Below are 23,472 nucleotides of genomic sequence, written 5' to 3'. Positions count from 1 at the left end.
CACAGGCCCCTGCTTGACGCCTATCGAGATCGCACGGGTGCAGGCCAAGGTTGATCCGACCGGGCCTAATGATGGCTTATCAAATGGTCAATTCGACCCGCCCTCGGCTGAATCCAGAGCCTACATCGAGAAATTCGGCATTCCGTATGGCTCGTGGTGAGCAGATGGGTGAGTAAGTTACTGGTCAGCGTGCCATCCAGATCAAACAGAATATTCTGGTAATGCATGTCTTCTCCCGCCTGCAACTTATGGATTGCTCAGCAAGGTTGGTCGAAACCTTCAGCCAGGTGCTGGTCCTTGAGCTTCACGTAATTGGTCGCGCTGTAGGGGAAGAATGCGATCTCCTGCTCAGTCAGCGGGCGCATTTGCTTAACCGGACGCCCGACGTACAGAAAGCCGCTTTCCAGGTGCTTGCCCGGCGGGACCAAACTGCCCGCGCCAATGATCACTTCGTCCTCGACCACTGCGCCGTCCATGATCGTGCTGCCCATGCCGATCAGAATCCGGTTGCCGACGGTGCAGCCATGCAGCATGACTTTATGACCGATGGTCACTTCGTCGCCAATCAGCAGTGGAAATCCGTCCGGATTAAACGGACCTGCATGGGTGATATGCAACACGCTGCCGTCCTGAACGCTGGTGCGCGCACCGATGCGGATGCGGTGCATGTCGCCGCGAATCACCGTTAGCGGCCAGACAGAGCTGTCGGTGCCTATTTCGACGTCGCCAATGACGACCGCCGAACGATCGACAAAAGCCCGCTCGCCAAGCGCTGGCGTGTGACCCTGGAACTTGCGAATAGCCACTTATAGTCTCCTTCATTGAGGCTGATAGCGTTGTTATCGTGGTGAGGTAGCTGCGGTGAGCGCCGATTGTAATTAAGATGCTCGGGTGTTTCTCCCAGCCAAGGTGCCAAACCGTGAGCGCGAACAACCCTCTTCTGCAATCGTACGACCTGCCACCTTTCTCGGCGATCCGCGCCGAGCACGTAAAACCGGCTATTGAACAGATTCTTGCCGACAACCGCGCAGCAATTGTCGACATTCTCGCCAAACAAGGTTCGCAGCCTACATGGGCTGGCCTGGTATTGGCGATGGATGAGCTCAACGACCGCCTCGGCGCCGCCTGGAGCCCGGTCAGCCATCTGAACGCCGTACGCAACAGTCCTGAACTGCGCGAAGCATACGAATCGTGCCTGCCCGCGTTAAGTGCCTACTCCACCGAGCTGGGGCAAAATCGCGCGTTGTTCCAGGCCTTCGAAGCCTTGGCCAATAGTCCGCAAGCCGCTGATTTCGACATCGCGCAGAAGACCATCCTCGAATACTCGCTGCGAGACTTCCGTTTGTCCGGTATTGACCTGCCGCCCGAGCAGCAAAAGCGTTACGCCCAGGTGCAGAGCAAACTCTCGGAACTGGGCAGCCAGTTTTCCAACCAGTTGCTCGATGCCACTCAAGCCTGGACCAAGCTCGTCACCGACGAAGCCGCCCTCGCCGGCCTGACCGATTCGGCCAAGGCGCAAATGGCTGCGGCGGCCAAGGCCAAAGACCTCGATGGTTACCTGATCACCCTGGAGTTTCCGAGCTATTACGCGGTGATGACCTACGCCGAAGACCGCGCCCTGCGCGAGGAAGTCTATGCGGCGTACTGCACCCGCGCGTCGGATCAAGGCCCGAATGCCGGTAAGAACGACAACGGCCCGGTGATGGAACAGATTCTCGACTTGCGTCAGGAATTGGCCAAGCTGTTGGGTTTCGCCAGCTTCTCCGAGCTGAGCCTGGCAACCAAGATGGCTGAATCGAGCGATCAAGTGCTCAGCTTTCTGCGCGATCTGGCCAAGCGCAGCAAACCGTTTGCTGCTCAGGATCTTGAGCAACTGAAAGCCTACGCCGCCGAACAAGGCTGCCCGGACCTGCAAAGCTGGGACAGCGGTTTTTATGGCGAGAAGCTGCGTGAACAACGTTACAGCGTGTCTCAAGAGACGCTGCGCGCTTACTTTCCGATCGATAAAGTACTCAGCGGCCTGTTTGCCATCGTACAAAAACTGTACGGCATCGAGATCGCCGAACAGAAAGGCTTCGACACCTGGCATCCGGACGTGCGCCTGTTCGAAATCAATGAGAACGGCCAGCACGTCGGTCGTTTCTTCTTTGATCTTTATGCCCGCGCCAACAAGCGTGGTGGTGCCTGGATGGACGGTGCTCGCGACCGTCGCCGCACCGCCGACGGCCAACTGCAAAGCCCGGTGGCGAATCTGGTCTGCAACTTCACCCCGGCAGACAGCGGCAAGCCTGCGCTGCTGACCCACGATGAAGTCACCACTTTGTTCCACGAATTCGGTCACGGCCTGCACCATCTGCTGACCCGCGTCGAACACGCCGGTGCCTCAGGCATCAACGGCGTGGCGTGGGATGCGGTCGAGCTACCAAGTCAGTTCATGGAAAACTGGTGCTGGGAGCCCGAGGGCCTGGCGCTGATTTCTGGCCATTACCAAACCGGTGAACCGCTGCCTCAGGATCTGCTTGAGAAAATGCTTGCCGCGAAAAACTTCCAGTCTGGCCTGATGATGGTTCGTCAGTTGGAGTTTTCGCTGTTCGACTTCGAGTTGCATGCCACCCATGGCGATGGCCGTACCGCGCTACAAGTGCTTGAAGGCGTGCGCGATGAAGTCTCGGTCATGCGTCCACCTGCGTATAACCGCTTCCCTAATAGCTTCGCGCACATCTTCGCCGGTGGTTATGCAGCGGGTTACTACAGCTATAAATGGGCTGAAGTACTGTCGGCCGATGCATTCTCGAAGTTTGAGGAAGATGGCGTGCTCAACGAAGACACCGGTCGGGCGTTTCGCGAAGCGATTCTGGCGCGTGGCGGCTCGCAGGCCCCGATGGTGTTGTTCGTCGACTTCCGCGGACGTGAACCTTCAATTGACGCACTCTTGCGCCATTGCGGCTTGAACGAGGACGCAGCGGCATGAGTGATACGCCGGCAGTAGTGACCAAAAAACGCTTTATCGCCGGGGCCGTATGCCCGGCGTGCAGCGAGCCCGACAGGCTGATGATGTGGAACGAAGATGATGTCCCGCACCGAGAGTGCGTGCATTGCGGGTATTCGGACACGCTCAATGCCCAAGGCCAGTCGATCCCGAAAGAGTTGGGGACGCGAGTCAACAAGGCAGTGCCCAAACCTGCGGATCCGAAGGTTCAGGGGGTGCAATTTTTCCCGAATCCAAAGCTGAAAAAGCCGGTCGATCCGAGTTGATGTAATGCGTTGATGCCGGCGCAACAACCGCTGGCATCAACCCATATTTCACATGTTCTTGTATCGCCGCGTTGGTGTAATTCTCATTTTCGAAATACTTTTCGAATGTTGCTTTGATAAATCCGTGTATGAGTTAGAGGGAATACAGTCATTGCGTTTCCGGCGCTCAGTAATAGCAACTTCGTGTGTAAGTGCAGGCGCAGGGAGTTTTCTTCATGTTTCAGCCCATCAGTTAGTTCATTGAAAACGGGCAGTCAACTCAATGTTAAGCCGAGCCCTTTATGGTCTATTGACCAAGCTTGAATTGCGGCGTGCTCTACCTCGGGGCTCAGTCCCGCGCGCCGCTGGTCAGACACCATGAGGTTTTCCATCGAGAACATGGAGGACGATAGTTTTTCGTTGTACTGTACAAAAACACAGTATTCGGGAAAGCCTCATGTCCACCCCACTTCCTCCTCGTGGTCGAGGTACGGCCACCAATCCGCATAACCGCTTCGCGCCCAATCGCTCAGTCGCCGAGGATGACGGCTGGTATCAGGAAGTCCCTCTGACCCAAGGCACAACAGTCACTCTCGAAACCGCCAAGAGCATCATCACGCGTAATTCTTCACCGGACATCCCGTTCGATCGCTCGATCAATCCGTACAGAGGCTGCGAGCACGGTTGTATTTATTGTTACGCACGCCCCAGTCACGCGTATTGGGACATGTCGCCGGGGCTTGATTTCGAGACCAAACTGATCGCCAAGACCAACGCAGCGGCATTGCTGGAGCAGCAATTGTCGAAGCGAGGTTACACCGTTGCGCCTATTACGCTGGGCGCTAATACCGACCCGTATCAACCGATCGAGCGTGAATACAAAATCACCCGCGCCACGCTTGAAGTGTTGCTGCGCTACCGTCATCCAGTGACGATCATCACTAAAGGCTCGTTGATTCTGCGCGACCTGGACTTGCTGGTGGAGTTGGCAAAACAGCGATTGGTGTCGGTGTTCATCAGCCTGACGTCGTTGGATGACGAGCTTAAACGTATTCTTGAACCGCGCGCCGCCGCACCCAAAGCACGGTTACGAGCGATTCGAGTCATGCGCGAGGCGGGAATCCCAGTGGGCGTGATCCTGGCGCCGATGATTCCGATGATCAACGATATGGAGCTGGAAAGCCTGATGGCTGAAGCCAAGGCCGCGGGGGCTTTGGGCGCGGGTTATGTGATGCTGCGGTTACCGTTGGAGGTCGCGCCACTTTTTGAGGAGTGGTTGCAGGCGCACTATCCGCAGAGAGCCGCCCATGTGATGAGCCTGGTACGGCAATCGCGCGGTGGTCAGGTGTATGACAGCCGTTTTGGCAGTCGGATGCGTGGCGAGGGCGTATTCGCTGACTTGCTTGCGCAGCGCTACAGTATCGCGGTGAAGAAACTGGGCTTGAATGGGCGCGAAAGCTTTAGGCTCGATTGCGATGCATTTTGCCCGCCGGGTGGGCAAATGTCGTTGTTGTGAAGTTTTAAGGCGGGTCGATAGGGACGTATTCGTGGGCGGGTTCGCTCCCAGCAAAATCACGCGGTCTTGTGGCGCGAGCTTGCATGCGAAGAGGCCCGCGTGGTCAGCACGGGCCTGATGGGTTTCACATCAATCGAGCTTCAGTACCTTGGCCAGCACGATCTTCGGACCTTTCATCTTCTTGATGATGATTCGCAGGCCTTCGATTTCCATGACATCTTCCTCTTCCGGCACGCGCTTGAGGCTGTCGTAGATCAGACCCGCGAGGGTCTCTGCTTCTACGTGGTCCAGGTCGATGCCCAGCAGGCGTTCGACCTTGAACAGCGGCGTGTCACCACGCACCAGCAGCTTGCCCGGCTGATACGCAAGGATGCCGCGCTCGGCCTTGCGGTGTTCGTCCTGAATATCGCCGACCAGCACTTCCAGCACGTCTTCCATGGTCAGGTAACCGATGACCTTGCCGTCGGCTTCTTCGACCAGCGCGAAGTGCGCGCCACCCTGACGGAACTGCTCCAGCAGGCGTGACAGCGGCATGTGCTTGGATACGCGCTCCAGCGGCCGAGTCAGCTCAGCCAGGTTGAACGATTCGGGCAGGTGATCCAGCGCCGCCAGTTCCAGCAGCAAGTCCTTGATGTGCAGCAGGCCGACGAACTCTTCGCGCTCGGCGTCATACACCGGGTAGCGGCTGAACTTGTGACGACGGAACAGCGCCATGATTTCTTTGAGCGGGGCGTTGCAGTCCAGCGTCACCAGGTCTTCGCGGGAGTTGGCCCAGTCGACCACTTCCAGCTCACCCATTTCCACGGCCGACGCCAGAACGCGCATGCCCTGATCGCTCGGGTCCTGACCGCGGCTAGAGTGCAGAATCAGCTTCAGTTCTTCACGGCTGTAGCTGTGTTCGTGGTGCGGGCCGGGCTCGCCTTGGCCGGCAATGCGCAGAATGCCGTTGGCGCTGGCGTTGAGCAGGTAGATTGCCGGGTACATGGCCCAATAGAACAAATACAGCGGCACTGCCGTCCACAGCGACAGCATATCGGGCTTGCGAATGGCCCAGGACTTGGGCGCCAACTCGCCAACCACGATGTGCAGGTAGGAAATAAGAAAGAACGCAGAGAAGAACGAAACGCCTTTCACCACTTCCGGCGACTGCACGCCAAGGCTTTCCAGCAGGGGCGCCAGCAAGTGCGCGAACGCAGGCTCACCGACCCAGCCCAGGCCCAGCGAGGCAAGCGTAATACCGAGTTGGCATGCCGAGAGATAAGAATCCAGCTGGCTGTGAACGGTGCGAAGAATACGCCCGCGCCAGCCGTTGTTCTCGGCAATCGATTCAACACGCGTGGAGCGTAGTTTGACCATGGCGAACTCTGCGGCAACGAAGAAGCCGTTGAGCAGAACCAGAATCATTGCGAAGAGAATCATGCCGAAGTCGGCGAAAATGGAGGCGAGGCTTAAAGCAGGGGAAGGGTCCATGATGGGGTTTTGCGGGTTCCGTATGATCAAAAAAGGGTTCTGCCGCTCACAAATGGAGCGTACAAGAGGCGCAATTTAGCGGCTATCCTCCAGCTTGGCTAGGGTTTGGTCATTTGGATCGGTGGGAAATTGCAGATAAATACGCTGCCTTTGCCTAGCACGCTGTTGATCTCAAGTGTGGCGCGATGGCGCAGCAACACATGCTTGACGATCGCCAGGCCCAACCCGGTGCCACCTGTATTGGACGCACGGCTGGAGTCGACCCGGTAAAAACGCTCGGTCAGACGTGGCAGATGTTTGCTGTCAATGCCAATCCCGGAGTCCTGCACGCTCAAATGTGCGCCGCGTCCGTCGGTCCACCAGCGGATGTGGATCTTGCCTTCAGCCGGCGTGTATTTCACGGCATTGAAGATCAGGTTGGAAAACGCGCTGCGTAATTCTGGCTCGCTGCCCTTGAGGTGCGTGTCGCTGTCGATTTCCAGGGTGATCTGTTGATTTTTCGTACCGGACAATGCCTGAGCATCATTGGTAATGCTGCGCAGCATTGCAGGCACTTGCACCGGCTGATTGTCGGATGGGTAATCGGTTGCTTCGAGCTTTGCCAGCAATAAAAGGTCATTGAGCAGCGTCTGCATGCGTCCGCCTTGCTGGTGCATCTGCTGCAGCGCACGCACCCAGCGTGGATTCACTTCGTCGACGTTATCCAGCAGCGTCTCCAGATAGCCGCAAATCACTGTCAGTGGTGTGCGTAACTCGTGGGAAACGTTGGCGACGAAATCCTTGCGCATCTGTTCCAACTGATGGATCCGTGTGACGTCGCGCACCAGCATCAGGTGTTCGTTGTTGCCGTAGCGGGTGATCAACAGCTGAATACGCAGGCGTTCGCTGACCGGCGAGGGGATTTCCAGCGGTTCGGCATAATTGTTTTGCTCGAAGTATTCCTTGAAGCGCGGGTGCCGCACCAGGTTGGTCACCGGCTGACCGCTGTCTTGGGGCGTCTTGAGGCCGAGCAAGGTCTCGGCGGCGCGGTTCCACCATTCGAGGTTGCCTTCGCTGTCGAGCATGATCACCGCGTCTTTGAGGGCGGTGGTGGACTCCTGGACCCGATCGATGACCGCTTGCAGGCGTCCGCGCACTCGCATGTCACGGCGTTGCAGGTGATAAATGCTGTCGAAGACTTCGCCCCACAAGCCATACCCGTCAGGCGGTGGTTCGTCTGCCTTGTGATGACGCAACCAGTCGTGCAGGCGCAGCAACTGCTTTAAGGTCCAGGCCAGATACAGCGCCAGGCCAATAGCCAGGCACCAGCCGTAATGCCCGCTGATCAGGCCAGCCAGCAGCGATGCCGTGACCAATAGCAGCAGATGGCGAATCAGCGTGCCGTGCCAGTTTCGATTCAATTGAAACGCGTCCTTGTCGTGAGCAAACAGCAGGCTATCGCCCTAAAAGCTTTTTCAGCTTTTGGTAGAAAAGCGATAACCGGTGCCGCGCACGGTTTGTACCAGATTCTCGTAGGCATCGCCGAGGGCTTTGCGCAGGCGACGAATGTGAACATCGACAGTGCGCTCCTCGACGTAGACGTTGCCACCCCAAACCTGATCGAGCAATTGCCCGCGAGTGTAAGCACGTTCCTGGTGAGTCATGAAAAATTGCAGCAGACGGTATTCGGTCGGGCCCATTTCAGCGGGTTTGCCATCGATAGTCACGCGGTGGCTGATCGGGTCGAGCAGCAAACCGCCGACCTCAATCGGTGTTTCGCCATCAGTTGGACCGGCGCGACGCAGCACGGCTTTCAGGCGGGCGACCAGTTCACGCGGGGAGAAGGGTTTGGTGATGTAGTCATCGGCGCCCACTTCAAGCCCCTGGATCTTGTTGTCCTCTTCGCCTTTGGCGGTGAGCATGATGATCGGGATGTCTCCCGTCAGCTCGTCGCGCTTGAGCCTGCGGGCCAACTCGATGCCTGAAGTGCCGGGCAGCATCCAGTCGAGCAGGATCAGATCCGGTTTACGATCAACAATGATGGCGTGAGCTTGTTGCGAGTTCTCAGCCTCCATGCAGTCGTAGCCAGCCATTTCCAATGCAACGGCGATCATTTCGCGGATGGGCGCTTCGTCGTCAACGATCAGAATGCTCCTGCCAGCCATGCCTCAAACCTCTTGTCATTTAACTGTCTTGGGGCGCATTAGATAACGGAATTATTGCAGTCGTGTGACAGGTTGTTGAGTCGCTGGCGATAAAGGTCTATCCGGGGCTAAGATTGGAGCCTTGTCCTACAAAAAAATCGTTCCAGAAACGACTACAAAAAGAGGATTCATCCGATGGCTAGATTTTCATCTTCCCTTTTGAGCTTGCTCGCTGCAGCAGCGCTGGCTTCGGCTGGGATGGCGTTTGCTGCCGATCCTGCGATGACCAAAGACGGCGTGCTGGTCGATCACAGCGGCATGACGCTGTACACCTTCGACAAAGATACCTCGGCCGGTAAGTCCGTCTGTAATGACCAGTGCGCGACTAACTGGCCGCCACTGACCGCTTCGAGTTCAGACAAAGCCGTTGGCGACTGGACGATCATCAAGCGCGACGATGATAAGTCGCAGTGGGTCTACAAAGGCAAGCCGCTCTACACCTTCAAAAATGACAAAGCTGCTGGCGACACGACAGGTGATGGCAAAGGCGATGTCTGGCACGTTGCCAAACCATAAGCCTGATACTCGCTGTATCAAGCAAGGGCTGTTGCCGTTTGGTCGCTGTCACAACCAAACGGCGACAGACCCTGGCTGTTTGGTCAGCGCAGTGTGTAGTCGACGACGATACCGACAAAGATTGCCAGCCCGGCCCAATGGTTGTGCAAAAAGGCTTTGAAGCAGGCTTGCGGCTCCTTGTTGCGTGTCGACCAGAACTGCCAGGCGAAACATCCCGCCGCAACCAGCAGCCCCAAAAGGAAGTATATGCCCAGCTCAAAACGCGAACCGGCCAGCATCAGGCAGCCGAGCGACAGGCATTGCAGGGTCAGAATGATTGTCCGATCAGCATCGCCGAACAGTATGGCGGTGGATTTCACGCCGATCTTCAGGTCGTCTTCGCGATCAGTCATTGCGTAATAAGTGTCGTAGCCCACCGTCCACAGCAGGTTGGCGATATACAACAGCCAAGCGGCGGCGGGCAGGTCGCCGGTCTCGGCGGTGAACGCCATCGGCATCCCCCACGAAAACGCCGCACCCAACACCACTTGTGGGTAATAGGTGTATCGCTTCATGAACGGATAGCAGGCTGCCAGTGCCAAGCCGCCAAACGACAGCCAGATCGTCGTGGAGTTGGTCAGCAGTACCAGCAAAAAGCTCAAGCCCAGCAGAATCGAAAACAGCACCAAAGCCTCTTTGCTGCTGACCTTACCGCTCACCAATGGCCGCTGCTCGGTGCGTTTGACGTGGCCGTCTACCTTGCGGTCTGCGAAGTCGTTGATCACGCAACCTGCGGCCCGCATCAAGAACACGCCGATCACGAAGATCAGCACGTTTGCTAGCGAGGGCGAGCCTTTGCCAGCAATCCACAGCGCCCACAACGTCGGCCACAGCAGCAGGTAAATGCCGATGGGCTTGTCGATGCGGGTCAACTGCACGAAGTCCCACGCGCGGGGATTCAAGCGATTGAGCGATTTGAGCAGCGAAACGTACATCAGTGATGCTCCGCGATGGCTGGGTTGGCGACCTCAATGGCACGCCATAAGGTTGGCAAGAAGACTTCTGCGACCAGGATGCTCAAGCGTGCGCGGCTGAAGCGCGACCGGCGCCCCCACAGAGCGTCCTGGGCATCCTCGGCGGGTAACCAGGCTGCCGGATAACGACAGACCTGCATCGCGCCGCGCTCAAACGCCTTGTCACTGAACAGCAACTCACCCAGCGAGCGCGTGCCAAGTTGGTCCATGTGCAAGCCGTCGTGCTCCAGTGCGCTGCGCGCGGCGACACTGCGGGCAAATACCCATTTCTCGCCATGACCGCGCAGATACACTTCCCGGACCCAGCCTTCGCTCCCTTGCGCCAGTTCGAGCGCTGTGCATTCATCGGCGCGAAGCACTTGCCAGCCTTCGTGCAGTGGCATAACGCTAAAGCCGTTATTGGAAAGGCCGGTGAGGCGGCGGGTCAGCGAGTCTTCGTTGAAGAGCCAATCAAGCACCATGGGTGTGGGGGTGTCGACCATTTGATCGCGCAGGTGCCAGTCTTGAGTCAGGAATACAGAATTTTGCTGGGTCACGGTGAGCATTTATTGGCGGCAATCGAGGCGGCGAGCTTACCATGATTGCCGGTATCGACCGATGACCGGACCACCGTCTATATGTCGATGATGCTTGCGTCAAAGCCTTGCGATCAGTAAAACGCCCTCACCCAGTCAAAAAATAGGCGGTGACGCGAAGAGGCTGGGCGCATGAAGCCCTATTGAGCACACAACGCCTGAGAGATACGAGCGATGAAGAAGTGGCAATGCATTGTCTGTGGCCTGATTTATAGCGAGGCCGATGGTTGGCCGGATGACGGGATTGCGCCGGGCACCCGCTGGGAAGATGTACCGGCCGATTGGCTGTGCCCGGATTGCGGCGTCGGCAAAATTGATTTCGAAATGATCGAAATCGGCTGATCCGTCTGAACCCCCTTTTATTCAGGAGAAATGAATGAGCGCACCTGTCGTGATCATTGGCACCGGCCTTGCGGGTTACAACCTCGCTCGGGAATTTCGCAAGCTAGACGGCGAAACGCCTCTGTTGCTGATCACTGCTGATGACGGTCGTTCTTACTCCAAACCCATGCTCTCCACCGGATTTGGCAAGAATAAGGAGGCCGATGACCTGAGCATGGCTGAGCCGGGGGCGATGGCCGAACAGCTCAAGGCCGAGGTGCGCACTCACACACGTATTAGCGGTATTGATCCCGGACACAAGCGCCTGTGGATCGGCGAGGAAGCGGTGCATTATCGCGATCTGATCCTGGCATGGGGCGCACAAAGCGTGCGCGTTCCGGTTCAGGGCGATGCGGGCGACGCGATCTTCCCGATCAACGACCTCGAAGACTACGCACGCTTTCGCACTGCTGCCGCGGGCAAGCGACGAGTGTTGGTGCTCGGCGTCGGCCTGATTGGCTGCGAGTTCGCCAATGATTTGATTCTGGGCGGTTACGAGGTCGATCTGGTCGCGCCGTGCGAGCAAGTCATGCCGACCTTATTGCATCCTGCAGCCGCAAGCGCTGTGCAGGCCGGACTGGAAAGCATTGGGGCGCGTTTCCATTTGGGGCCGGTGCTGACGCGTTTGTCGCGAGCCGAGCAAGGCTTGGAAGCGCATTTGTCCGACGGCGAAGTGGTGCTGTGTGATGTGGTGGTATCAGCCATCGGTTTGCGTCCTCGGGTTGATCTCGCCGCTGCGGCGGGTCTGGAGGTGGGTCTAGGCGTCGTGGTTAATCGTCATCTGCAAACTTCGCACGCCAACATTTATGCGCTGGGTGATTGTGCTGAAGTCGACGGCCTTAATTTGTTGTATGTCATGCCGTTGATGAGTTGCGCGCGTGCATTGGCGCAAACCTTGACCGGCACACCGACGGCGGTCAAATACGGTCCGATGCCAGTGACGGTGAAAACACCCGTTTGCCCGCTGGTCGTTTCGCCGCCACCCAAAGGCAAAGAGGGTGTGTGGAGCGTCGAGGGGCTGGGCGCTGACATCAAAGCGCTGTGCCACGATGCCAGTGGAAATCTGCTCGGCTATGCCCTTACTGGCACTGCGGTGATGGAAAAACTTGCCCTGAACAAGACATTACCGGCGCTGTTGGCATAAAAGAATGGTCGTTCTGTCGGATAGGCCGCGTTTTTGTGCTTACAAACGTTGAGCACAGACTGGCGCAGGGCTCGGCAGCATGCCATCCTCATTTGCGAGGCCGCAACGTAGAGCCGTTGCGGCACCAGCTCGCTGCTCAGGACGAGTAGCACGGCACATAACAACAAAAAACCGTTAATGAGGCTTTATATGCGTAAACCAGAACTCGCAGCAGCCATCGCTGAAAAAGCAGATATCACCAAAGAACAAGCCAATCGCGTACTCAATGCTGTCCTTGAGGAAATTGCCGGCGCCTTGCACCGCAAGGACACTGTCACTCTCGTTGGCTTTGGTACTTTCCTACAGCGCCATCGCGGCGCGCGCGCAGGTAAAAATCCACAGACTGGCGAGCCGCTGAAAATCAAGGCAAGCAATACCGTTTCCTTCAAGCCAGGCAAGTTCCTCAAAGATAGCGTCAATCCGTAAACCGTTCGACGCCTTCGCGTTAGGCGCTGAGCAAGAAGATGGGCATATCAACCCGTATTGAGTGCCCATTTTTTATGTCCCTGGTTTGAGGGCGGCTAACTGTCTGCGGCGCCACTTTGCGACTGCCAGGTTCTGCCTGAGCCTGTGTTGCGCAAGCCCGCTACACTGCGCTTCGGTCGCAGTACCCGGACCGTCTCAGGCAGGGGCCTTTTCGCATGAAATTTCGTTTTTTACTGTGGATGATGAGCCTGTTGATGGCACGCGCCAGCCGCCATAACCCCGCATTCCAGCAACAGTTGCTGGGCAAAGACCTGACATTTCAATTGCAGACGTTTGACGGTAAGGTCGCTCGGCATTTCATCGTCAAGGATCAGCGAATCAGCAGCCATCGCGGTGTGATCCCTGAGCCTGCGTTCTGCATTGCCTTCAAAGATGCCGCTTTCGGCTTCGCGACATTGCAAGCGAAAAACAAACAACTGGCGTTTATGCAGGGCATTCAGGACAAAGACATTCAGGTCAAAGGCAACACCGGCCTGGTAATGTGGTTTCAGGGCTTGATGAAGTATTTGAAGCCGAGGAAGAAGAAGGCTTGATTTGTCCGAATGCCAGAGGCCTCATCCTCCCAATGCGGCCCAGGCTGTCGTAACCTGCGACCGCGCTACACAGAGGAAATGGTCATCAATGAAACTGCGCAGCCAGTTCGCGCAGCAGCACTTCGGCTTCAAGCACCTTATGCACCACGTCGTTGGCTTTTTCGCGAGACAGTTCCAGCCGTTCGAGCAACTCGTCCGGAATGCTTTCGATCGGACCTGAGCCGATGCCTTCCTTGCGCAATAAGCCCACCGCCAGAAACACCAGATTGGCATAGGCTGAGTGGTCGCCGTCGTAGTGCGGGTCGTGCTGGAAGCGCAGGGCGACGGCCAGTTCTTCGGGCATGTCCCAATTGCGCATCAGCCATGAGCCGATTTGTTCGCGCGTAATGCCCAACAGGTGCTGTTCGACAAAGCTGTGGTGCAGATGTGGGTTGACTTCGATTTGCCGGCAAATCAACGAGAAATGTGGCGGAAACACATGAGCCAGCAGCAGATAGCCGAAGTTGTGCAGCAAGCCGGCAAGGTAGGTCAGGCCGCTTTCCGGACGCTTGGCACGTGGCATCGCTCGAGTTAGGCCCTCGATGACCGCTGCGGTGTAGATCGATTGTTGCCAATACGGGGTGGCGTGTTGCGGATGGTCCTTGGGCAAGCTCAGGGTTTTACCCAGTGCCAGGCCCAGCGCGAGGTTGATCACAAGATCAAAACCAAGCACCCGGACAATCGCGTCTTCTACCGAACGGATCTTGCCAGCGGAACCGTAATAAGGAGAGGACGCCCAACTGACCACCTGAGCCGCCAGCGACGGGTCGGTTTCGACCACGCCGGTGATGTCGTCGATGGTTGCATCAGGATCGACACGCAGCTTGATGATCTTTTGCGCGGTATCTGCTAGCGGTGGAATTTCCACCGTCGCTTCCAGACGTTGCTGGATGCGACGAGCGGTAAAGTCCTGCATGGCCTTGTTGATTTCCTTGCGGTCGTCGTCCGGGCGGTCCAGGTTCGGTTGAACAGACGCCACCGGTTCGCCGAAGCGTGCGGCGCTGGCTTTGCTCAACATGCTTTTGAAATCTTCGTTGGTCACTTCCAGCAGCAAGCCTGGCTCGCCTGAGTCGATCAGCAGCAGCGGCTCTTGAAGAATGCGCTCCTCATACAGACAAGGGGAGCTGGTTAGCGCGGGCAGGCCCGGTAGCATGCGCAGATTATGCTTACCCAGCATCTGCTCGATGCGCTCCTGCGACACAGCCGTCAGTTTACGGCCCGTCAGCTCGGTAATTCGATTGAGGTCCAGCAAATGGTTCTGCGGGAAGAGGATTAACAGCGCGCCAACAGAGTCGTCCACCAGAACTGCTTGAACCTTCTTAACCGCAGGTATGCTTTCGTCGTCCATGACTTCGCGATAGCTGATGGTCAGTTTGCCAAGCAACTGCCGGATGACAGACGGGGCGTGTGTGGTTGCGTCTACGTGGGCAACTTCTGTCATGGTATGTATCCAAATTCCTACAATCGTCGAAGTATAACCAGCTTAGTTGTTATAAGGGGTAGTCAGCCGCCGATTGCGATGACTGCTTCACACTTGGCCGTATTGCTGACCATGCCGCAGCCATCGTTCGAGCAGCGGGCTGACATGTTGCGGCCATCGTTCGAGCAGCGCTTGAGCGGCATCTCTGACAGCAGGTAATAAATCTGCATCGCGCATCAGGTCTGCGACCTTAAATTGAAGCAGACCTGTTTGCCTCGTCCCGAGCATTTCGCCGGGGCCGCGCAGCTCCAGATCTTTCTCGGCGATCACGAAGCCATCGTTGGTTTCACGCATGATGCCCAAACGCTGGCGACCGATTTGCGACAGCGGCGGGTGATACAACAGCACGCAATGACTTGCCGCGCTGCCGCGACCGACCCGACCGCGTAATTGGTGCAACTGCGCCAGGCCCAATCGCTCAGGGTTCTCGATGATCATCAGACTGGCGTTAGGGACATCCACCCCAACTTCGATCACGGTAGTGGCCACTAACAATTGCAGTGCGCCCTGTTTGAACTCGGCCATCACCGCGGCTTTTTCCGCAGGCTTCATGCGGCCATGAATCAAACCTACACGCAACTCACCCAGGGCGCTGGTCAATTCTTCAAACGTGGTTTCGGCGGCCTGGCAGGTCAGCTCTTCGGATTCTTCGATCAGCGTGCAGACCCAATACGCCTGACGGCCTTCGGTGCAGGCATTACGCACCCGCTCAACCACTTCGATGCGACGACTGTCGACCACCAACACGGTGTTGACCGGTGTGCGCCCGGGTGGCAGTTCGTCGAGGATCGAGGTGTCGAGGTCGGCGTAAGCGCTCATTGCCAGTGTGCGCGGGATGGGCGTGGCCGTCATAATCAACTGGTGCGGACACATCCGACCGCCCACGCCTTTTTTGCGTAACGCCAGGCGCTGCTGCACGCCGAAGCGATGTTGTTCGTCGATGATCACCAGGGCGAGATTCTTGAACTGCACTTCATCCTGGAACAGCGCATGGGTGCCGACCACCATCTGTGTGCCAGTGGCGATCTGCTCCAGCGAAGTAGCCCGGGCCTTGCCCTTGAGCTTGCCCGCCAACCAAGCGGTTTCGATACCCAGCGGCTCGAGCCAGCGCTTGAAATTGATGTAGTGCTGCTCCGCCAGAATCTCGGTCGGCGCCATCAAGGCTACCTGATAGCCCGCCTCCAAAGCCTGTAACGCGGCGATGGCAGCGACCACGGTTTTGCCCGCGCCGACATCGCCTTGAATCAGGCGTAGCATTGGTTCGTGCTGACTGAGGTCGTAGGCGATTTCATTACCGACCCGCTGCTGTGCGCCTGTCGGCGGAAAACCAAGGTTGGCGAGAAACTGTTTCGGTAATTTCCTGGGTTTGGGCAGCGCGGGTGCCCGTTGTGAGCGCAGGCTTTCACGTAAACGCTGTTGCGAAAGCTGATGAGTCAGTAGTTCTTCGAACGCCAGCCGATGCTGAGCCCAATGATGCCCCAGGGCCAATTCTTCTACGTCGGCATCGGCAGGCGGGTGATGCAAATAGCGGATAGCCTCGTCGAGCGGCGCCAGTTGGTAGTCCCGGGCGAGCTCTTCCGGCAACCAGTCGGGCAGGCTTTTTGGCCCTAGCATCGACAGGCTCTGCTGGCATAACTGACGCAGGCGTTGCTGGGTCAGGCCTTCGGTCGTCGGGTAGATCGGCGTCAGGGTCTGGTCAACCGGAGGTGGCTCGTCGCCTGTCAGAGCGCGGTACTCGGGGTGATAGATTTCGAGCCCCGACGCACCGGGACGCGCTTCGCCATAACAGCGCACGTGGGTGCCACGCTTGAGTCCCTCCTTCTGCGCATTGCTGAAGTGGTAGAAGCGCAAACTCAACACGCCGGTGCCATCACCCAGCCGTACCAACAGGCTGCGACGCTTCCCCATTACTACGTCTGCGCCGCTGACCACCCCCTCGATCACTGCATCCTGCCCAGGGCGCAATTGACCAATGGGAACTACCCGGGTTCGATCCTGATAGCGCAGCGGCAGATGGAAAAGGACGTCCTGAATGTTCTCCAGGCCAACCTTCGCCAGTTTCTCGGCCATGGCCTCGCCGACGCCCTTGAGCGCAGTCACCGAGACGTGGGACAACTCAGTCATACCGCCCGCTTAACTCGCCTGTGCTTTAGGTTTGGCAACCGAACACAGACGAATCGAATCAGCGAGGATTTCAATGGCTTTTGGACGAGGGAAACTCGCACGCCAGGCAATCGCGACAGTACGGAAAGGCACCGGCGGCGACATCGGACGCACCTCGATCACGCCGGGAGCGTAATGGTGGCTGTCGACGGCGGACATCGGCAGGACCGAGATACCCAGCCCCGAAGCCACCATGTGTCGAATGGTTTCCAGAGAACTGGACTCCACCGTGGTGTGCCTGGCGCTGTCCCCACCCTTTACCAGTGTCGGACAGGCTTCGAGCACCTGATCGCGGAAGCAGTGGCCTTCGCCGAGCAATAGCAGGCTCTTATCGTTGAGCGCCGATGCGTCGATGGTCGCTTTTTGCGTCCATGGGTGATCGGCAGGCATCAAGACATAGAACGGTTCGTCATAGAGCGGCAGGGTCAGCACATCGGCTTCGTTGAACGGCAGCGCAATGATGATCGCGTCCAGCTCACCGTTGCGCAGCTTGTCGCGCAGCACGTGGGTGAAGTTTTCTTCGATGTACAACGGCATTTGCGGGGCGACCCGATGCAGTTGCGGAATCAGGTGTGGGAACAGGTAAGGACCAACGGTATAGATTGCACCGACTTTCAGTGGGGCGGTCAGTTGATTCTTGCCCGTCTGGGCCAGTTCGCGAATGCCTTGCGCCTGTTCGAGCACTTTCTGTGCTTGAGCCACGATGCCCTCGCCAACCGGCGTAAGACGTACCGCACTCTTGCTGCGCTCGAAAATAAGCACGCCGAGTTCATCTTCCAGCTTCTTTACGCCTACCGAGAGTGTCGGTTGGCTAACGTGGCAGCGTTCGGCCGCATGGCCGAAATGCTGCTCCTGAGCGAGGGTAACGATGTAGCGCAATTCTGTAAGGGTCATAGCGTGCGTCCATGAAGTTGCGTTCCCAGCATAGCGGGTGCAATCGATAGACGCACGTTATCAGCCCCTGTGGTGTAACAAAATCAAGATTTCAACGTTTATCCAATGAGTACACGAAGGGTGCGACCACTTCGAGCGAGCCGTTGTTGAGCAATTCGGCCGGAGGTTTGGGCAACGGCTGCGCTCGGCGAATCATTTCCAGCGTGGCTCGATCCAGGGCTGCACTGCCTGAGCCGCCAGCGATTTCATAAGAAAGTACATTGCCGTCCTTATCGACCACGAAGCGCAGACGGTTGATACCCTGCGTACCGCGACGACGAGCGTCCTCCGGATAACGCTTGAATTTGCTCAAATGACGCAACAAATCACCCTGCCAACTGGGCAGTGCATTGCTCGGCGGCGTAGGAGGTGCCACTTGCGGCGCAGTCGATTTTTCCGGTTTGGCGTTCGAAGGAGGCGCGTCTACCGGTTTTTCATCGGCAGGTTTTTCTTCCTTGGGCGGCTCGATTTTCTTCACCGGTTTAGGCGGCTGTGGCTTGGGTTTTGGCTTGACCGGTTTGGGAATTTCGATTTCCGGCTTCGGTGCTTCCTCAAGCTTGGGCAACGGCAGTTCTTCTTCCGGTGCTGGAGGCTGCGGTGGCTGCACGACTTTCGGTGGCGGTGGTGGCGCTGGTTCAGGAATAGGCGCCAGCTCGACCATCATTGCTGCTGGCGGCAGTTCGATGGCCTGGGAGGCGGGCCAGCGCAATGCGACGATAATCGCAATAGCATGCACTGCCAGCACCAATAACAGACTACCGCTATAGCGCGTCAGTTTTTGGCGCGTATTGATCATTTCTTACCAACCGTCTCAAGACCGACGAGGCCGACTTTCAAGTATCCGGCACCGCGCAAAGCGTTCATCACTTCCATCAGATCGCCGTAATTCACGCCTTTGTCGGCCTGGAAGAAGATCGTCGTGTCTTTCTTGCCTTTGGTCTTGGCGTCGAGCGTCGGGCCAATCAGTTCACGTGCAATCTTTTCATCACCCAGGTACAGGCTCTGATCGGCTTTGACGCTGAGGAAGATCGGTTTTTCGGGTCGCGGCGCTGGTTTCGCCGTAGAGGCGGGCAGATCGACTTTGATGTCGACCGTTGCCAACGGCGCTGCCACCATGAAAATGATCAGCAGGACCAACATCACGTCGATAAACGGTGTGACGTTGATTTCGTGGTTCTCGGCGAGATCATCGCCGCCTTCGTTCAGATGCAGGCCCATGGTTTACCCCATTTTTACCATGTGCGCAGGCTGGCTGCGTTCGGCGGCAGGCTGATGATCCAGATCACGGCTGACCAGCAATAAAACCTGCGCAGAAGCGTCGGAAACCTGTGCCTTATAGCCAGCAATGGAACGGGCGAAGACGTTGTAGATGACGACCGCTGGAATCGCTGCAACCAGGCCCAGCGCGGTGGCCAGCAGGGCTTCTGCAATACCTGGCGCCACGACTGCAAGGTTGGTGGTCTGGGTTTTGGCAATGCCGATGAAGCTGTTCATGATCCCCCACACGGTGCCGAACAGCCCCACGAAAGGCGCAGTCGAGCCGATGGTGGCGAGCACGCCTGTGCCCATGCTCATGTTGCGGCCACACGCGGCCACCAGACGCTCAAGGCGGAAGCTCACGCGCTCCTTGATACCCTCGCGCTCGCGGGAGTTGACCGACAGGCGCATCTCTTCGAGGGCATCATGGACCAGAAGGTTGGCCAGGGTGCCTTCCTTGCTGGCGCTAGCGCTGGCTTCATCCAGTGTGCGGGCTTTTTTCAGGTTGGCGATTTCGCCACGCAGACGACGCTTGGCGCCCAGCAATTCGAGGCCTTTGGAGATCCAGATGGTCCAGGTGATGATCGAAGCAATCGCCAGACCGATCATCACCGTTTTGACGATCCTGTCCGCGTTCTTGTACATACCCCAGGGTGACAGGTCGTGGGACATGCCCAGACTGTTGTCTTCTGGCGCTGCGTCCAGGGTTTCGATGGGAGCGGCAGGGTCTTGAACAGCCGGGGCTGCAGCGGTGTCAACCGGTGTGGAGGCCGGGGCTGCTGATTGCGTGGCGGGAGTCTGCGTTGGCGCAGTGGCGTCGGCGAGTGCAACCGGTGTCAGCATCAGGCTGAACAGCAATGCCGCAATACCGCGCAAGGCACGTGGCAGGCGTGGAAGCTTGATAGACGAAGCGAGCGATTGGGTAGGTATCATGCTGACCGGACCTGAGATGAAAAATAGGTGTTCGTTCTGGAGGCGTCACGCTGGCGCAAAGCGAGCGGAGGAGAACAAAGGGCCAGTATTATTGCAAGTAATTCTCGTTAACGAAAGTAACAGAGTTTGTTTATTTTCTTTCGGTGATGACTGGTCACTGAGTCTTCTGAGGATGACGTCGGTACCATTTCTGACTTTTTCAGCACATATAGTCGCTAAGTGTGGACATAATGTGGACATCTCGGTGTCCACACGTCGCTAGGTTGGGGCATGAAAAGGTGAAAACAGTAATTGCCGTTTTAAAAGTCACAAGGCATTGAAAAATAAGGTATTTTTAGAAAATATAATTGTCTCTGCCCGTTGTCGATTTCGCTACCATCGAGACCCCTCGCTGGGGGGCATTCGTCCAAGACCTGCGACCAGGAATACGCGACGACGTTGCTGGGGGACTCCGAAATACTGAGCATTAAGCACTCGCCAGCATCCCACATACCCGCCGTCCGCAAGGGCCCGGATGACTGTTTCAAAGTCTTCGCAATCATTGACAGCGAGCAGGTTAACGACATTTTCAAGCACTACCCACCGGGGTTGTACTTCTTTGAGGATGCGTATGACTTCCCAGAATAGGCCGCTGCGCTCGCCACGTAATCCGCGCTTGTCCCGCTTGCTGTCACGAGCGCCTGCCAGGCTGATGTCCTGGCAGGGGAAGCCGCCGGTGATGACATCAGATCCCAGCCACGTCTTGGGGGCCAGCAGGCGTTGACTGACTCGCGCCAAACTGGCGCGAGCCCCCACGATCACTTCCATCATATCCCCGCCAATCACAGCGTTATGTCGCTGACCCACCACCAGATTCAAATCGCGCGCGGTCGCCAGGTGTAAGTCATCAACGCTGGCAACGCTCGCAGAGCCACCCGACAGCCAAAGCCTCGACGGTTTTAGTCCCACCCACCGACTCACTGCTGTGATCATCGACATTGATCGTGCTGCTTTGATAACGCTCGGTGTTGTCCAGCGCGTGTACTTCTCGTTCGGTCGCCCGATCGGTGATCTTCGCGTCGGCCTGGCGGGTCCAGTTGCCTTCAGCGTCGACTCGTTGTTGCACGGCTTCGATGTGCTGCCAGAGCTGATCACCTTTAGGCACGCTGGGCAGTCCGGCCAGAAACCATCGTTGACGATTGGCTGGTTGATCAGGGTGCTCGGGCGACCGCTAAAACTCATCCAAATATTCCTTTGAGGTTATATTTGCTCTGTGGCATATTTCGCCCATGAGATGGGAAATTGAATACACCGACGAATTTGAAGGCTGGTGGGATCGCCTCAGCGAAGCTGAGCAGGACTCGGTCCAGGCTACTGTCATGTTGCTTGGCGATGAGGGACCGCACTTGGGGTTCCCGCATACCACTGATATCAAAGGCTCCCGACATGGGCACCTGCGCGAACTGCGGGTGCAACATGGCGGCAGGCCCTACCGAGTGCTGTACGCCTTTGACCCGCGCCGATGCGCCATCCTGCTGCTCGGTGGCGACAAAACCGGTCAGGACCGCTGGTACCAGGAGCACGTCCCTCAGGCAGAGCGCCTGTACGACGAGCATTTGGAAATCTTGAAGAAAGAGGGCTATGACAATGGCTAAGAAATTTACCGATCTGGTGGCACAGCGTTCGCCAGAGTCTCGCGAGCGTGTAGACGCGCTGTATCAACAGCTGCGTGCCGAAATGCCGTTGCATGAGCTGCGGCAAGCCAAGGCACTGAGCCAGGACACGCTGGCTAAAACGCTTCATATCAACCAGGCGGCCGTCTCGAAAATGGAGCGGCGCACCGACATGTACATCAGCACGTTGCGCAGCTACATCCGCGCTATGGGGGGCGAGCTGGAAATCATCGCAACCTTTCCCGAGGGTCAGGTGAAAATCGAGAATTTTGCGAGTTGAGATGATCAGCGCACTACCCATAACGTCCTCTTCGAACCCGGCCCAGTGCCGGGTTCTTTGTTAATAGGGCGGGAAACCATGTTTCAGATAGGCCGAGTCATAAATGATCGAACTGCCTTCACAGGTTCCCGCTGGGGGGGCAGTCGGTTATTCGTCGTTGGCTTGCTGCTTGCGCAGCGCCTTGATCGCATCGTCTTGTTTGGTTTTCACGCCAATGGCCGGGAACAACGCCAGGAGGTGTCCTGAAAGTAGATCGACAGGTTGTCGAATGAGGTCACCACCAGGTCGCCGCCGTCGCGAAATTCTTCGTCGATCATCAACGAGACGTCTAACACCAGGCCGTCGAGGTTCCGATAATCACCGGTACCGCCGATCTGGATTTTTCCGGGGGTCAGACCTTCGGTCAGGATCTGCTGCGGTGCCTGTTCGCGGACGAGCTGCAACCAGCCTTTGTTGACGTCTTGCAGCAGCGGGTTGGCGGTGCGATCAGTATCCGGTTTTGCCTCGACGCCATGCCAGCCGATCATCAGTCAATCAAGGCCGATCTGGCGTTGCACTGCTGCACTGCTGCGCTGTAGCGCTTGGCAAAGTCTTTGAACTTGGCCCAGGCATCGATAGTGGCGAATTTCAGCGTTTGTTTATTTTCTTTCGGTGATGACTGGTCCCAGTGTTTTGGGGGGAGACCGGAATCATTTCTGATTTTTTCAGCACATATAGCGGCCAGATGTTTACGTAATGTCGACATTTTTGGTGTCCGGGGTGCATCGGTCCGCATCTTTTCCGTGTGTCGTAATGAAAAATTTGGCTGCCCCCACCCATGAAAAATTGAATTGGCTCCCTTTGAGCTTTTATTTTTGAGCGGATTTTCCGTCGGCTGAAGCCGAATTGCAGTACCTTTCCAAAGATGAGCTGGGGGCATTGATTCGTGGCATTCACGGGATTAACCAGGCGGGCTTGCCTCTGGTTTTTTTGGGGCTGGCCTTCCTCAGTTGGCTGGACAGGCCGGTGATGCCAAAGCTACGCCGAGCGGTTATTTGAGTTTCCTCGTCTAGGCGCGTTGTTAGAAGCTGATGCCTGGAAGGCGATTCGTGATCCGGTGGAGCAAGAGGGCGCAACGATATCCGAAGAGGCTCTAAAGGAGATTTACGAAAAAACTCGCGGCTATCCATATTTTCTTCAAGAGTGGGGCTATACCGTTTGGAATATAGCCCAAGGAGAAACTTTTACTGAACAGGATGCTCGTGCCGCTATTCATGAAACTATTCGCAAGCTCGATGAGTCATTTTTCAGGGTTCGTTTTGACCGGACGACACCTGCCGAGCGCGATTACATGCGTTGTCTGGCTGAGTTGGGCAAAGGGCCGCAACGTTCAGCTGATGTAGCTATAGCCTTGGGGCGAGTTGCCACAAGCTTGGGTCCAGTGCGTGACAGTTTGATCAAGAAAGGAATGATCTACAGTCCCGAGTATGCGCAAATCGCATTCACAGCACCTCTTTTTGACGAATTCATGAGGCGGGTGACCGCAGTATTGCCCCAATAGGAAGGACCGCCATGGTCGGATCAACCCTGTTTTTATGTGGAGAGGTGGAATGGTTGCTCCTTGCGTTCTGATTGCTGGCTGCGGTGACATCGGTGGTCGTTTGGC

Annotated in this window: 24 protein-coding genes and 2 pseudogenes; 11 read left to right on the top strand and 15 right to left on the bottom strand. The window is 57.1% G+C overall.

All coding sequences use genetic code 11. From position 1 onward, the window contains the following. Positions 1 to 257: 257 nt before the first annotated feature. On the bottom strand, positions 258 to 806 hold the full coding sequence (locus tag VGC62_RS17750; RefSeq protein ID WP_331188382.1) for a gamma carbonic anhydrase family protein: 549 nt from the start codon (positions 804 to 806) through the stop codon (positions 258 to 260). Between the two features lie 113 nt (positions 807 to 919). On the opposite strand from VGC62_RS17750, the gene prlC reads away from it, so the two are divergent. The 3 genes from prlC (at position 920) to VGC62_RS17735 (ending at position 4,750) form a co-directional block, all read left to right on the top strand. Then, positions 920 to 2,971: an oligopeptidase A gene (gene prlC, locus VGC62_RS17745; RefSeq protein ID WP_331188381.1), complete on the top strand. Its 2,052-nt coding sequence runs from the start codon at positions 920 to 922 to the stop codon at positions 2,969 to 2,971. Then, positions 2,968 to 3,255, top strand: a complete 288-nt coding sequence (locus VGC62_RS17740; protein WP_331188380.1) for a YheV family putative zinc ribbon protein — start codon at positions 2,968 to 2,970, stop codon at positions 3,253 to 3,255. Before prlC ends, VGC62_RS17740 begins: the two co-directional genes overlap by 4 nt. 436 nt (positions 3,256 to 3,691) lie before the next feature. Continuing rightward, positions 3,692 to 4,750 (top strand): PA0069 family radical SAM protein, encoded by a 1,059-nt coding sequence (locus VGC62_RS17735; RefSeq protein WP_331188379.1) that lies wholly within the window; start codon positions 3,692 to 3,694, stop codon positions 4,748 to 4,750. Between the two features lie 129 nt (positions 4,751 to 4,879). On the opposite strand, the gene VGC62_RS17730 is transcribed toward VGC62_RS17735, so the two are convergent. The 3 genes from VGC62_RS17730 to phoB all read right to left on the bottom strand — a co-directional run bounded on the left by VGC62_RS17730 (position 4,880) and on the right by phoB (position 8,364). Next, entirely contained in the window at positions 4,880 to 6,220 is a 1,341-nt protein-coding gene (locus VGC62_RS17730; RefSeq protein WP_331188378.1) for a hemolysin family protein, read from the bottom strand. Between the two features lie 98 nt (positions 6,221 to 6,318). Further along, positions 6,319 to 7,620, bottom strand: coding sequence for a phosphate regulon sensor histidine kinase PhoR (phoR, locus tag VGC62_RS17725; RefSeq protein WP_331188377.1), 1,302 nt, complete (start codon positions 7,618 to 7,620; stop codon positions 6,319 to 6,321). Positions 7,621 to 7,674: 54 nt separating this feature from the next. Next, a complete protein-coding gene (gene phoB, locus VGC62_RS17720) occupies positions 7,675 to 8,364 on the bottom strand; it encodes a phosphate regulon transcriptional regulator PhoB (protein ID WP_331188376.1) in 690 nt (229 codons plus the stop codon). 174 nt (positions 8,365 to 8,538) lie between these two features. Here phoB and VGC62_RS17715 point away from each other — a divergent pair, with 174 nt between their 5' ends. Beyond that, entirely contained in the window at positions 8,539 to 8,919 is a 381-nt protein-coding gene (locus VGC62_RS17715; RefSeq protein WP_331188375.1) for a hypothetical protein, read from the top strand. An 83-nt stretch (positions 8,920 to 9,002) separates the two neighbouring features. On the opposite strand, the gene ubiA is transcribed toward VGC62_RS17715, so the two are convergent. Together ubiA and VGC62_RS17705 are read right to left on the bottom strand one after the other, a co-directional pair. After that, positions 9,003 to 9,893 carry a 4-hydroxybenzoate octaprenyltransferase gene (ubiA, locus tag VGC62_RS17710; RefSeq protein WP_331188374.1) on the bottom strand — a complete coding sequence of 297 codons (891 nt, stop codon included), beginning with the start codon at positions 9,891 to 9,893 and terminating at the stop codon, positions 9,003 to 9,005. Then, positions 9,893 to 10,468 carry a chorismate--pyruvate lyase family protein gene (locus tag VGC62_RS17705; RefSeq protein ID WP_331188373.1) on the bottom strand — a complete coding sequence of 192 codons (576 nt, stop codon included), beginning with the start codon at positions 10,466 to 10,468 and terminating at the stop codon, positions 9,893 to 9,895. Before VGC62_RS17705 ends, ubiA begins: the two co-directional genes overlap by 1 nt. Positions 10,469 to 10,681: 213 nt before the next feature. Between VGC62_RS17705 and VGC62_RS17700 the strand changes: the two genes are divergently transcribed. From VGC62_RS17700 to VGC62_RS17685, 4 genes are all read left to right on the top strand, one after another. After that, positions 10,682 to 10,849, top strand: coding sequence for a rubredoxin (locus tag VGC62_RS17700; RefSeq protein WP_331188372.1), 168 nt, complete (start codon positions 10,682 to 10,684; stop codon positions 10,847 to 10,849). A 34-nt stretch (positions 10,850 to 10,883) separates the two neighbouring features. Then, positions 10,884 to 12,032: an NAD(P)/FAD-dependent oxidoreductase gene (locus VGC62_RS17695; RefSeq protein WP_331188371.1), complete on the top strand. Its 1,149-nt coding sequence runs from the start codon at positions 10,884 to 10,886 to the stop codon at positions 12,030 to 12,032. Between the two features lie 189 nt (positions 12,033 to 12,221). After that, positions 12,222 to 12,497, top strand: a complete 276-nt coding sequence (locus VGC62_RS17690) for an HU family DNA-binding protein (RefSeq protein ID WP_331188370.1) — start codon at positions 12,222 to 12,224, stop codon at positions 12,495 to 12,497. A 215-nt stretch (positions 12,498 to 12,712) separates the two neighbouring features. Next, on the top strand, positions 12,713 to 13,090 hold the full coding sequence (locus tag VGC62_RS17685; protein ID WP_331188369.1) for an SCP2 sterol-binding domain-containing protein: 378 nt from the start codon (positions 12,713 to 12,715) through the stop codon (positions 13,088 to 13,090). An 85-nt stretch (positions 13,091 to 13,175) separates the two neighbouring features. Here the strand turns inward: VGC62_RS17685 and VGC62_RS17680 are convergent, their stop codons facing one another. The 8 genes and pseudogenes from VGC62_RS17680 to VGC62_RS17645 all read right to left on the bottom strand — a co-directional run. After that, positions 13,176 to 14,570 carry an aminoacyl-tRNA deacylase and HDOD domain-containing protein gene (locus tag VGC62_RS17680; protein WP_331188368.1) on the bottom strand — a complete coding sequence of 465 codons (1,395 nt, stop codon included), beginning with the start codon at positions 14,568 to 14,570 and terminating at the stop codon, positions 13,176 to 13,178. Between the two features lie 87 nt (positions 14,571 to 14,657). Further along, entirely contained in the window at positions 14,658 to 16,733 is a 2,076-nt protein-coding gene (gene recG / locus VGC62_RS17675; protein ID WP_331188367.1) for an ATP-dependent DNA helicase RecG, read from the bottom strand. A 9-nt stretch (positions 16,734 to 16,742) separates the two neighbouring features. Next, a complete protein-coding gene (locus tag VGC62_RS17670; RefSeq protein WP_331188366.1) occupies positions 16,743 to 17,666 on the bottom strand; it encodes a hydrogen peroxide-inducible genes activator in 924 nt (307 codons plus the stop codon). A 91-nt stretch (positions 17,667 to 17,757) separates the two neighbouring features. Further along, positions 17,758 to 18,501, bottom strand: a complete 744-nt coding sequence (locus VGC62_RS17665; RefSeq protein ID WP_331188365.1) for an energy transducer TonB — start codon at positions 18,499 to 18,501, stop codon at positions 17,758 to 17,760. After that, positions 18,498 to 18,923, bottom strand: a complete 426-nt coding sequence (gene exbD, locus VGC62_RS17660; RefSeq protein WP_331188364.1) for a TonB system transport protein ExbD — start codon at positions 18,921 to 18,923, stop codon at positions 18,498 to 18,500. The genes VGC62_RS17665 and exbD overlap by 4 nt, the downstream gene beginning before the upstream one ends. A 3-nt stretch (positions 18,924 to 18,926) precedes the next feature. Continuing rightward, complete coding sequence (exbB, locus tag VGC62_RS17655; RefSeq protein ID WP_331188363.1) at positions 18,927 to 19,895, bottom strand: tonB-system energizer ExbB; 969 nt, start codon at positions 19,893 to 19,895, stop codon at positions 18,927 to 18,929. A gap of 372 nt (positions 19,896 to 20,267) precedes the next feature. Then, positions 20,268 to 20,582: a DNA cytosine methyltransferase gene (locus tag VGC62_RS17650; RefSeq protein WP_331188383.1), complete on the bottom strand. Its 315-nt coding sequence runs from the start codon at positions 20,580 to 20,582 to the stop codon at positions 20,268 to 20,270. A 30-nt stretch (positions 20,583 to 20,612) separates the two neighbouring features. Beyond that, positions 20,613 to 21,048: pseudogene (locus VGC62_RS17645) on the bottom strand (hypothetical protein); the annotation flags it as partial. 115 nt (positions 21,049 to 21,163) lie between these two features. Here VGC62_RS17645 and VGC62_RS17640 point away from each other — a divergent pair. After that, complete coding sequence (locus VGC62_RS17640; RefSeq protein ID WP_331188362.1) at positions 21,164 to 21,529, top strand: type II toxin-antitoxin system RelE/ParE family toxin; 366 nt, start codon at positions 21,164 to 21,166, stop codon at positions 21,527 to 21,529. Beyond that, entirely contained in the window at positions 21,522 to 21,827 is a 306-nt protein-coding gene (locus VGC62_RS17635; RefSeq protein WP_331188361.1) for an XRE family transcriptional regulator, read from the top strand. The genes VGC62_RS17640 and VGC62_RS17635 overlap by 8 nt, the downstream gene beginning before the upstream one ends. Before the next feature lie 227 nt (positions 21,828 to 22,054). Here VGC62_RS17635 and VGC62_RS17630 read toward each other — a convergent pair. Further along, positions 22,055 to 22,473, bottom strand: a pseudogene (locus tag VGC62_RS17630) (P2 family phage major capsid protein); the annotation flags it as partial. 411 nt (positions 22,474 to 22,884) lie between these two features. On the opposite strand from VGC62_RS17630, the gene VGC62_RS17625 reads away from it, so the two are divergent. After that, entirely contained in the window at positions 22,885 to 23,367 is a 483-nt protein-coding gene (locus VGC62_RS17625; RefSeq protein ID WP_331188360.1) for a hypothetical protein, read from the top strand. Positions 23,368 to 23,472 lie beyond the last annotated feature (105 nt).

It is taken from the genome of Pseudomonas sp. (assembly GCF_036404235.1).
Classification (GTDB): Bacteria; Pseudomonadota; Gammaproteobacteria; order Pseudomonadales; family Pseudomonadaceae; genus Aquipseudomonas.
The sequence above is the reverse complement of the archived record's forward strand: the minus strand, read 5'-3'. Positions and strand labels throughout refer to the sequence as shown.

What these genes read in the sequence shown, in the direction of transcription:
- VGC62_RS17740 (WP_331188380.1), top strand. Translation starts at nt 2,968, where the DNA reads ATGAGTGATACGCCGGCAGTAGTGACCAAAAAACGCTTTATCGCCGGG.
- VGC62_RS17735 (WP_331188379.1), top strand. Translation starts at nt 3,692, where the DNA reads ATGTCCACCCCACTTCCTCCTCGTGGTCGAGGTACGGCCACCAATCCG.
- VGC62_RS17730 (WP_331188378.1), bottom strand. Translation starts at nt 6,220, where the DNA reads ATGGACCCTTCCCCTGCTTTAAGCCTCGCCTCCATTTTCGCCGACTTC.
- phoB (WP_331188376.1), bottom strand. Translation starts at nt 8,364, where the DNA reads ATGGCTGGCAGGAGCATTCTGATCGTTGACGACGAAGCGCCCATCCGC.
- VGC62_RS17715 (WP_331188375.1), top strand. Translation starts at nt 8,539, where the DNA reads ATGGCTAGATTTTCATCTTCCCTTTTGAGCTTGCTCGCTGCAGCAGCG.
- ubiA (WP_331188374.1), bottom strand. Translation starts at nt 9,893, where the DNA reads ATGTACGTTTCGCTGCTCAAATCGCTCAATCGCTTGAATCCCCGCGCG.
- VGC62_RS17700 (WP_331188372.1), top strand. Translation starts at nt 10,682, where the DNA reads ATGAAGAAGTGGCAATGCATTGTCTGTGGCCTGATTTATAGCGAGGCC.
- VGC62_RS17695 (WP_331188371.1), top strand. Translation starts at nt 10,884, where the DNA reads ATGAGCGCACCTGTCGTGATCATTGGCACCGGCCTTGCGGGTTACAAC.
- VGC62_RS17690 (WP_331188370.1), top strand. Translation starts at nt 12,222, where the DNA reads ATGCGTAAACCAGAACTCGCAGCAGCCATCGCTGAAAAAGCAGATATC.
- VGC62_RS17685 (WP_331188369.1), top strand. Translation starts at nt 12,713, where the DNA reads ATGAAATTTCGTTTTTTACTGTGGATGATGAGCCTGTTGATGGCACGC.
- VGC62_RS17680 (WP_331188368.1), bottom strand. Translation starts at nt 14,570, where the DNA reads ATGACAGAAGTTGCCCACGTAGACGCAACCACACACGCCCCGTCTGTC.
- recG (WP_331188367.1), bottom strand. Translation starts at nt 16,733, where the DNA reads ATGACTGAGTTGTCCCACGTCTCGGTGACTGCGCTCAAGGGCGTCGGC.
- VGC62_RS17670 (WP_331188366.1), bottom strand. Translation starts at nt 17,666, where the DNA reads ATGACCCTTACAGAATTGCGCTACATCGTTACCCTCGCTCAGGAGCAG.
- VGC62_RS17665 (WP_331188365.1), bottom strand. Translation starts at nt 18,501, where the DNA reads ATGATCAATACGCGCCAAAAACTGACGCGCTATAGCGGTAGTCTGTTA.
- exbD (WP_331188364.1), bottom strand. Translation starts at nt 18,923, where the DNA reads ATGGGCCTGCATCTGAACGAAGGCGGCGATGATCTCGCCGAGAACCAC.
- exbB (WP_331188363.1), bottom strand. Translation starts at nt 19,895, where the DNA reads ATGATACCTACCCAATCGCTCGCTTCGTCTATCAAGCTTCCACGCCTG.
- VGC62_RS17640 (WP_331188362.1), top strand. Translation starts at nt 21,164, where the DNA reads ATGAGATGGGAAATTGAATACACCGACGAATTTGAAGGCTGGTGGGAT.
- VGC62_RS17635 (WP_331188361.1), top strand. Translation starts at nt 21,522, where the DNA reads ATGGCTAAGAAATTTACCGATCTGGTGGCACAGCGTTCGCCAGAGTCT.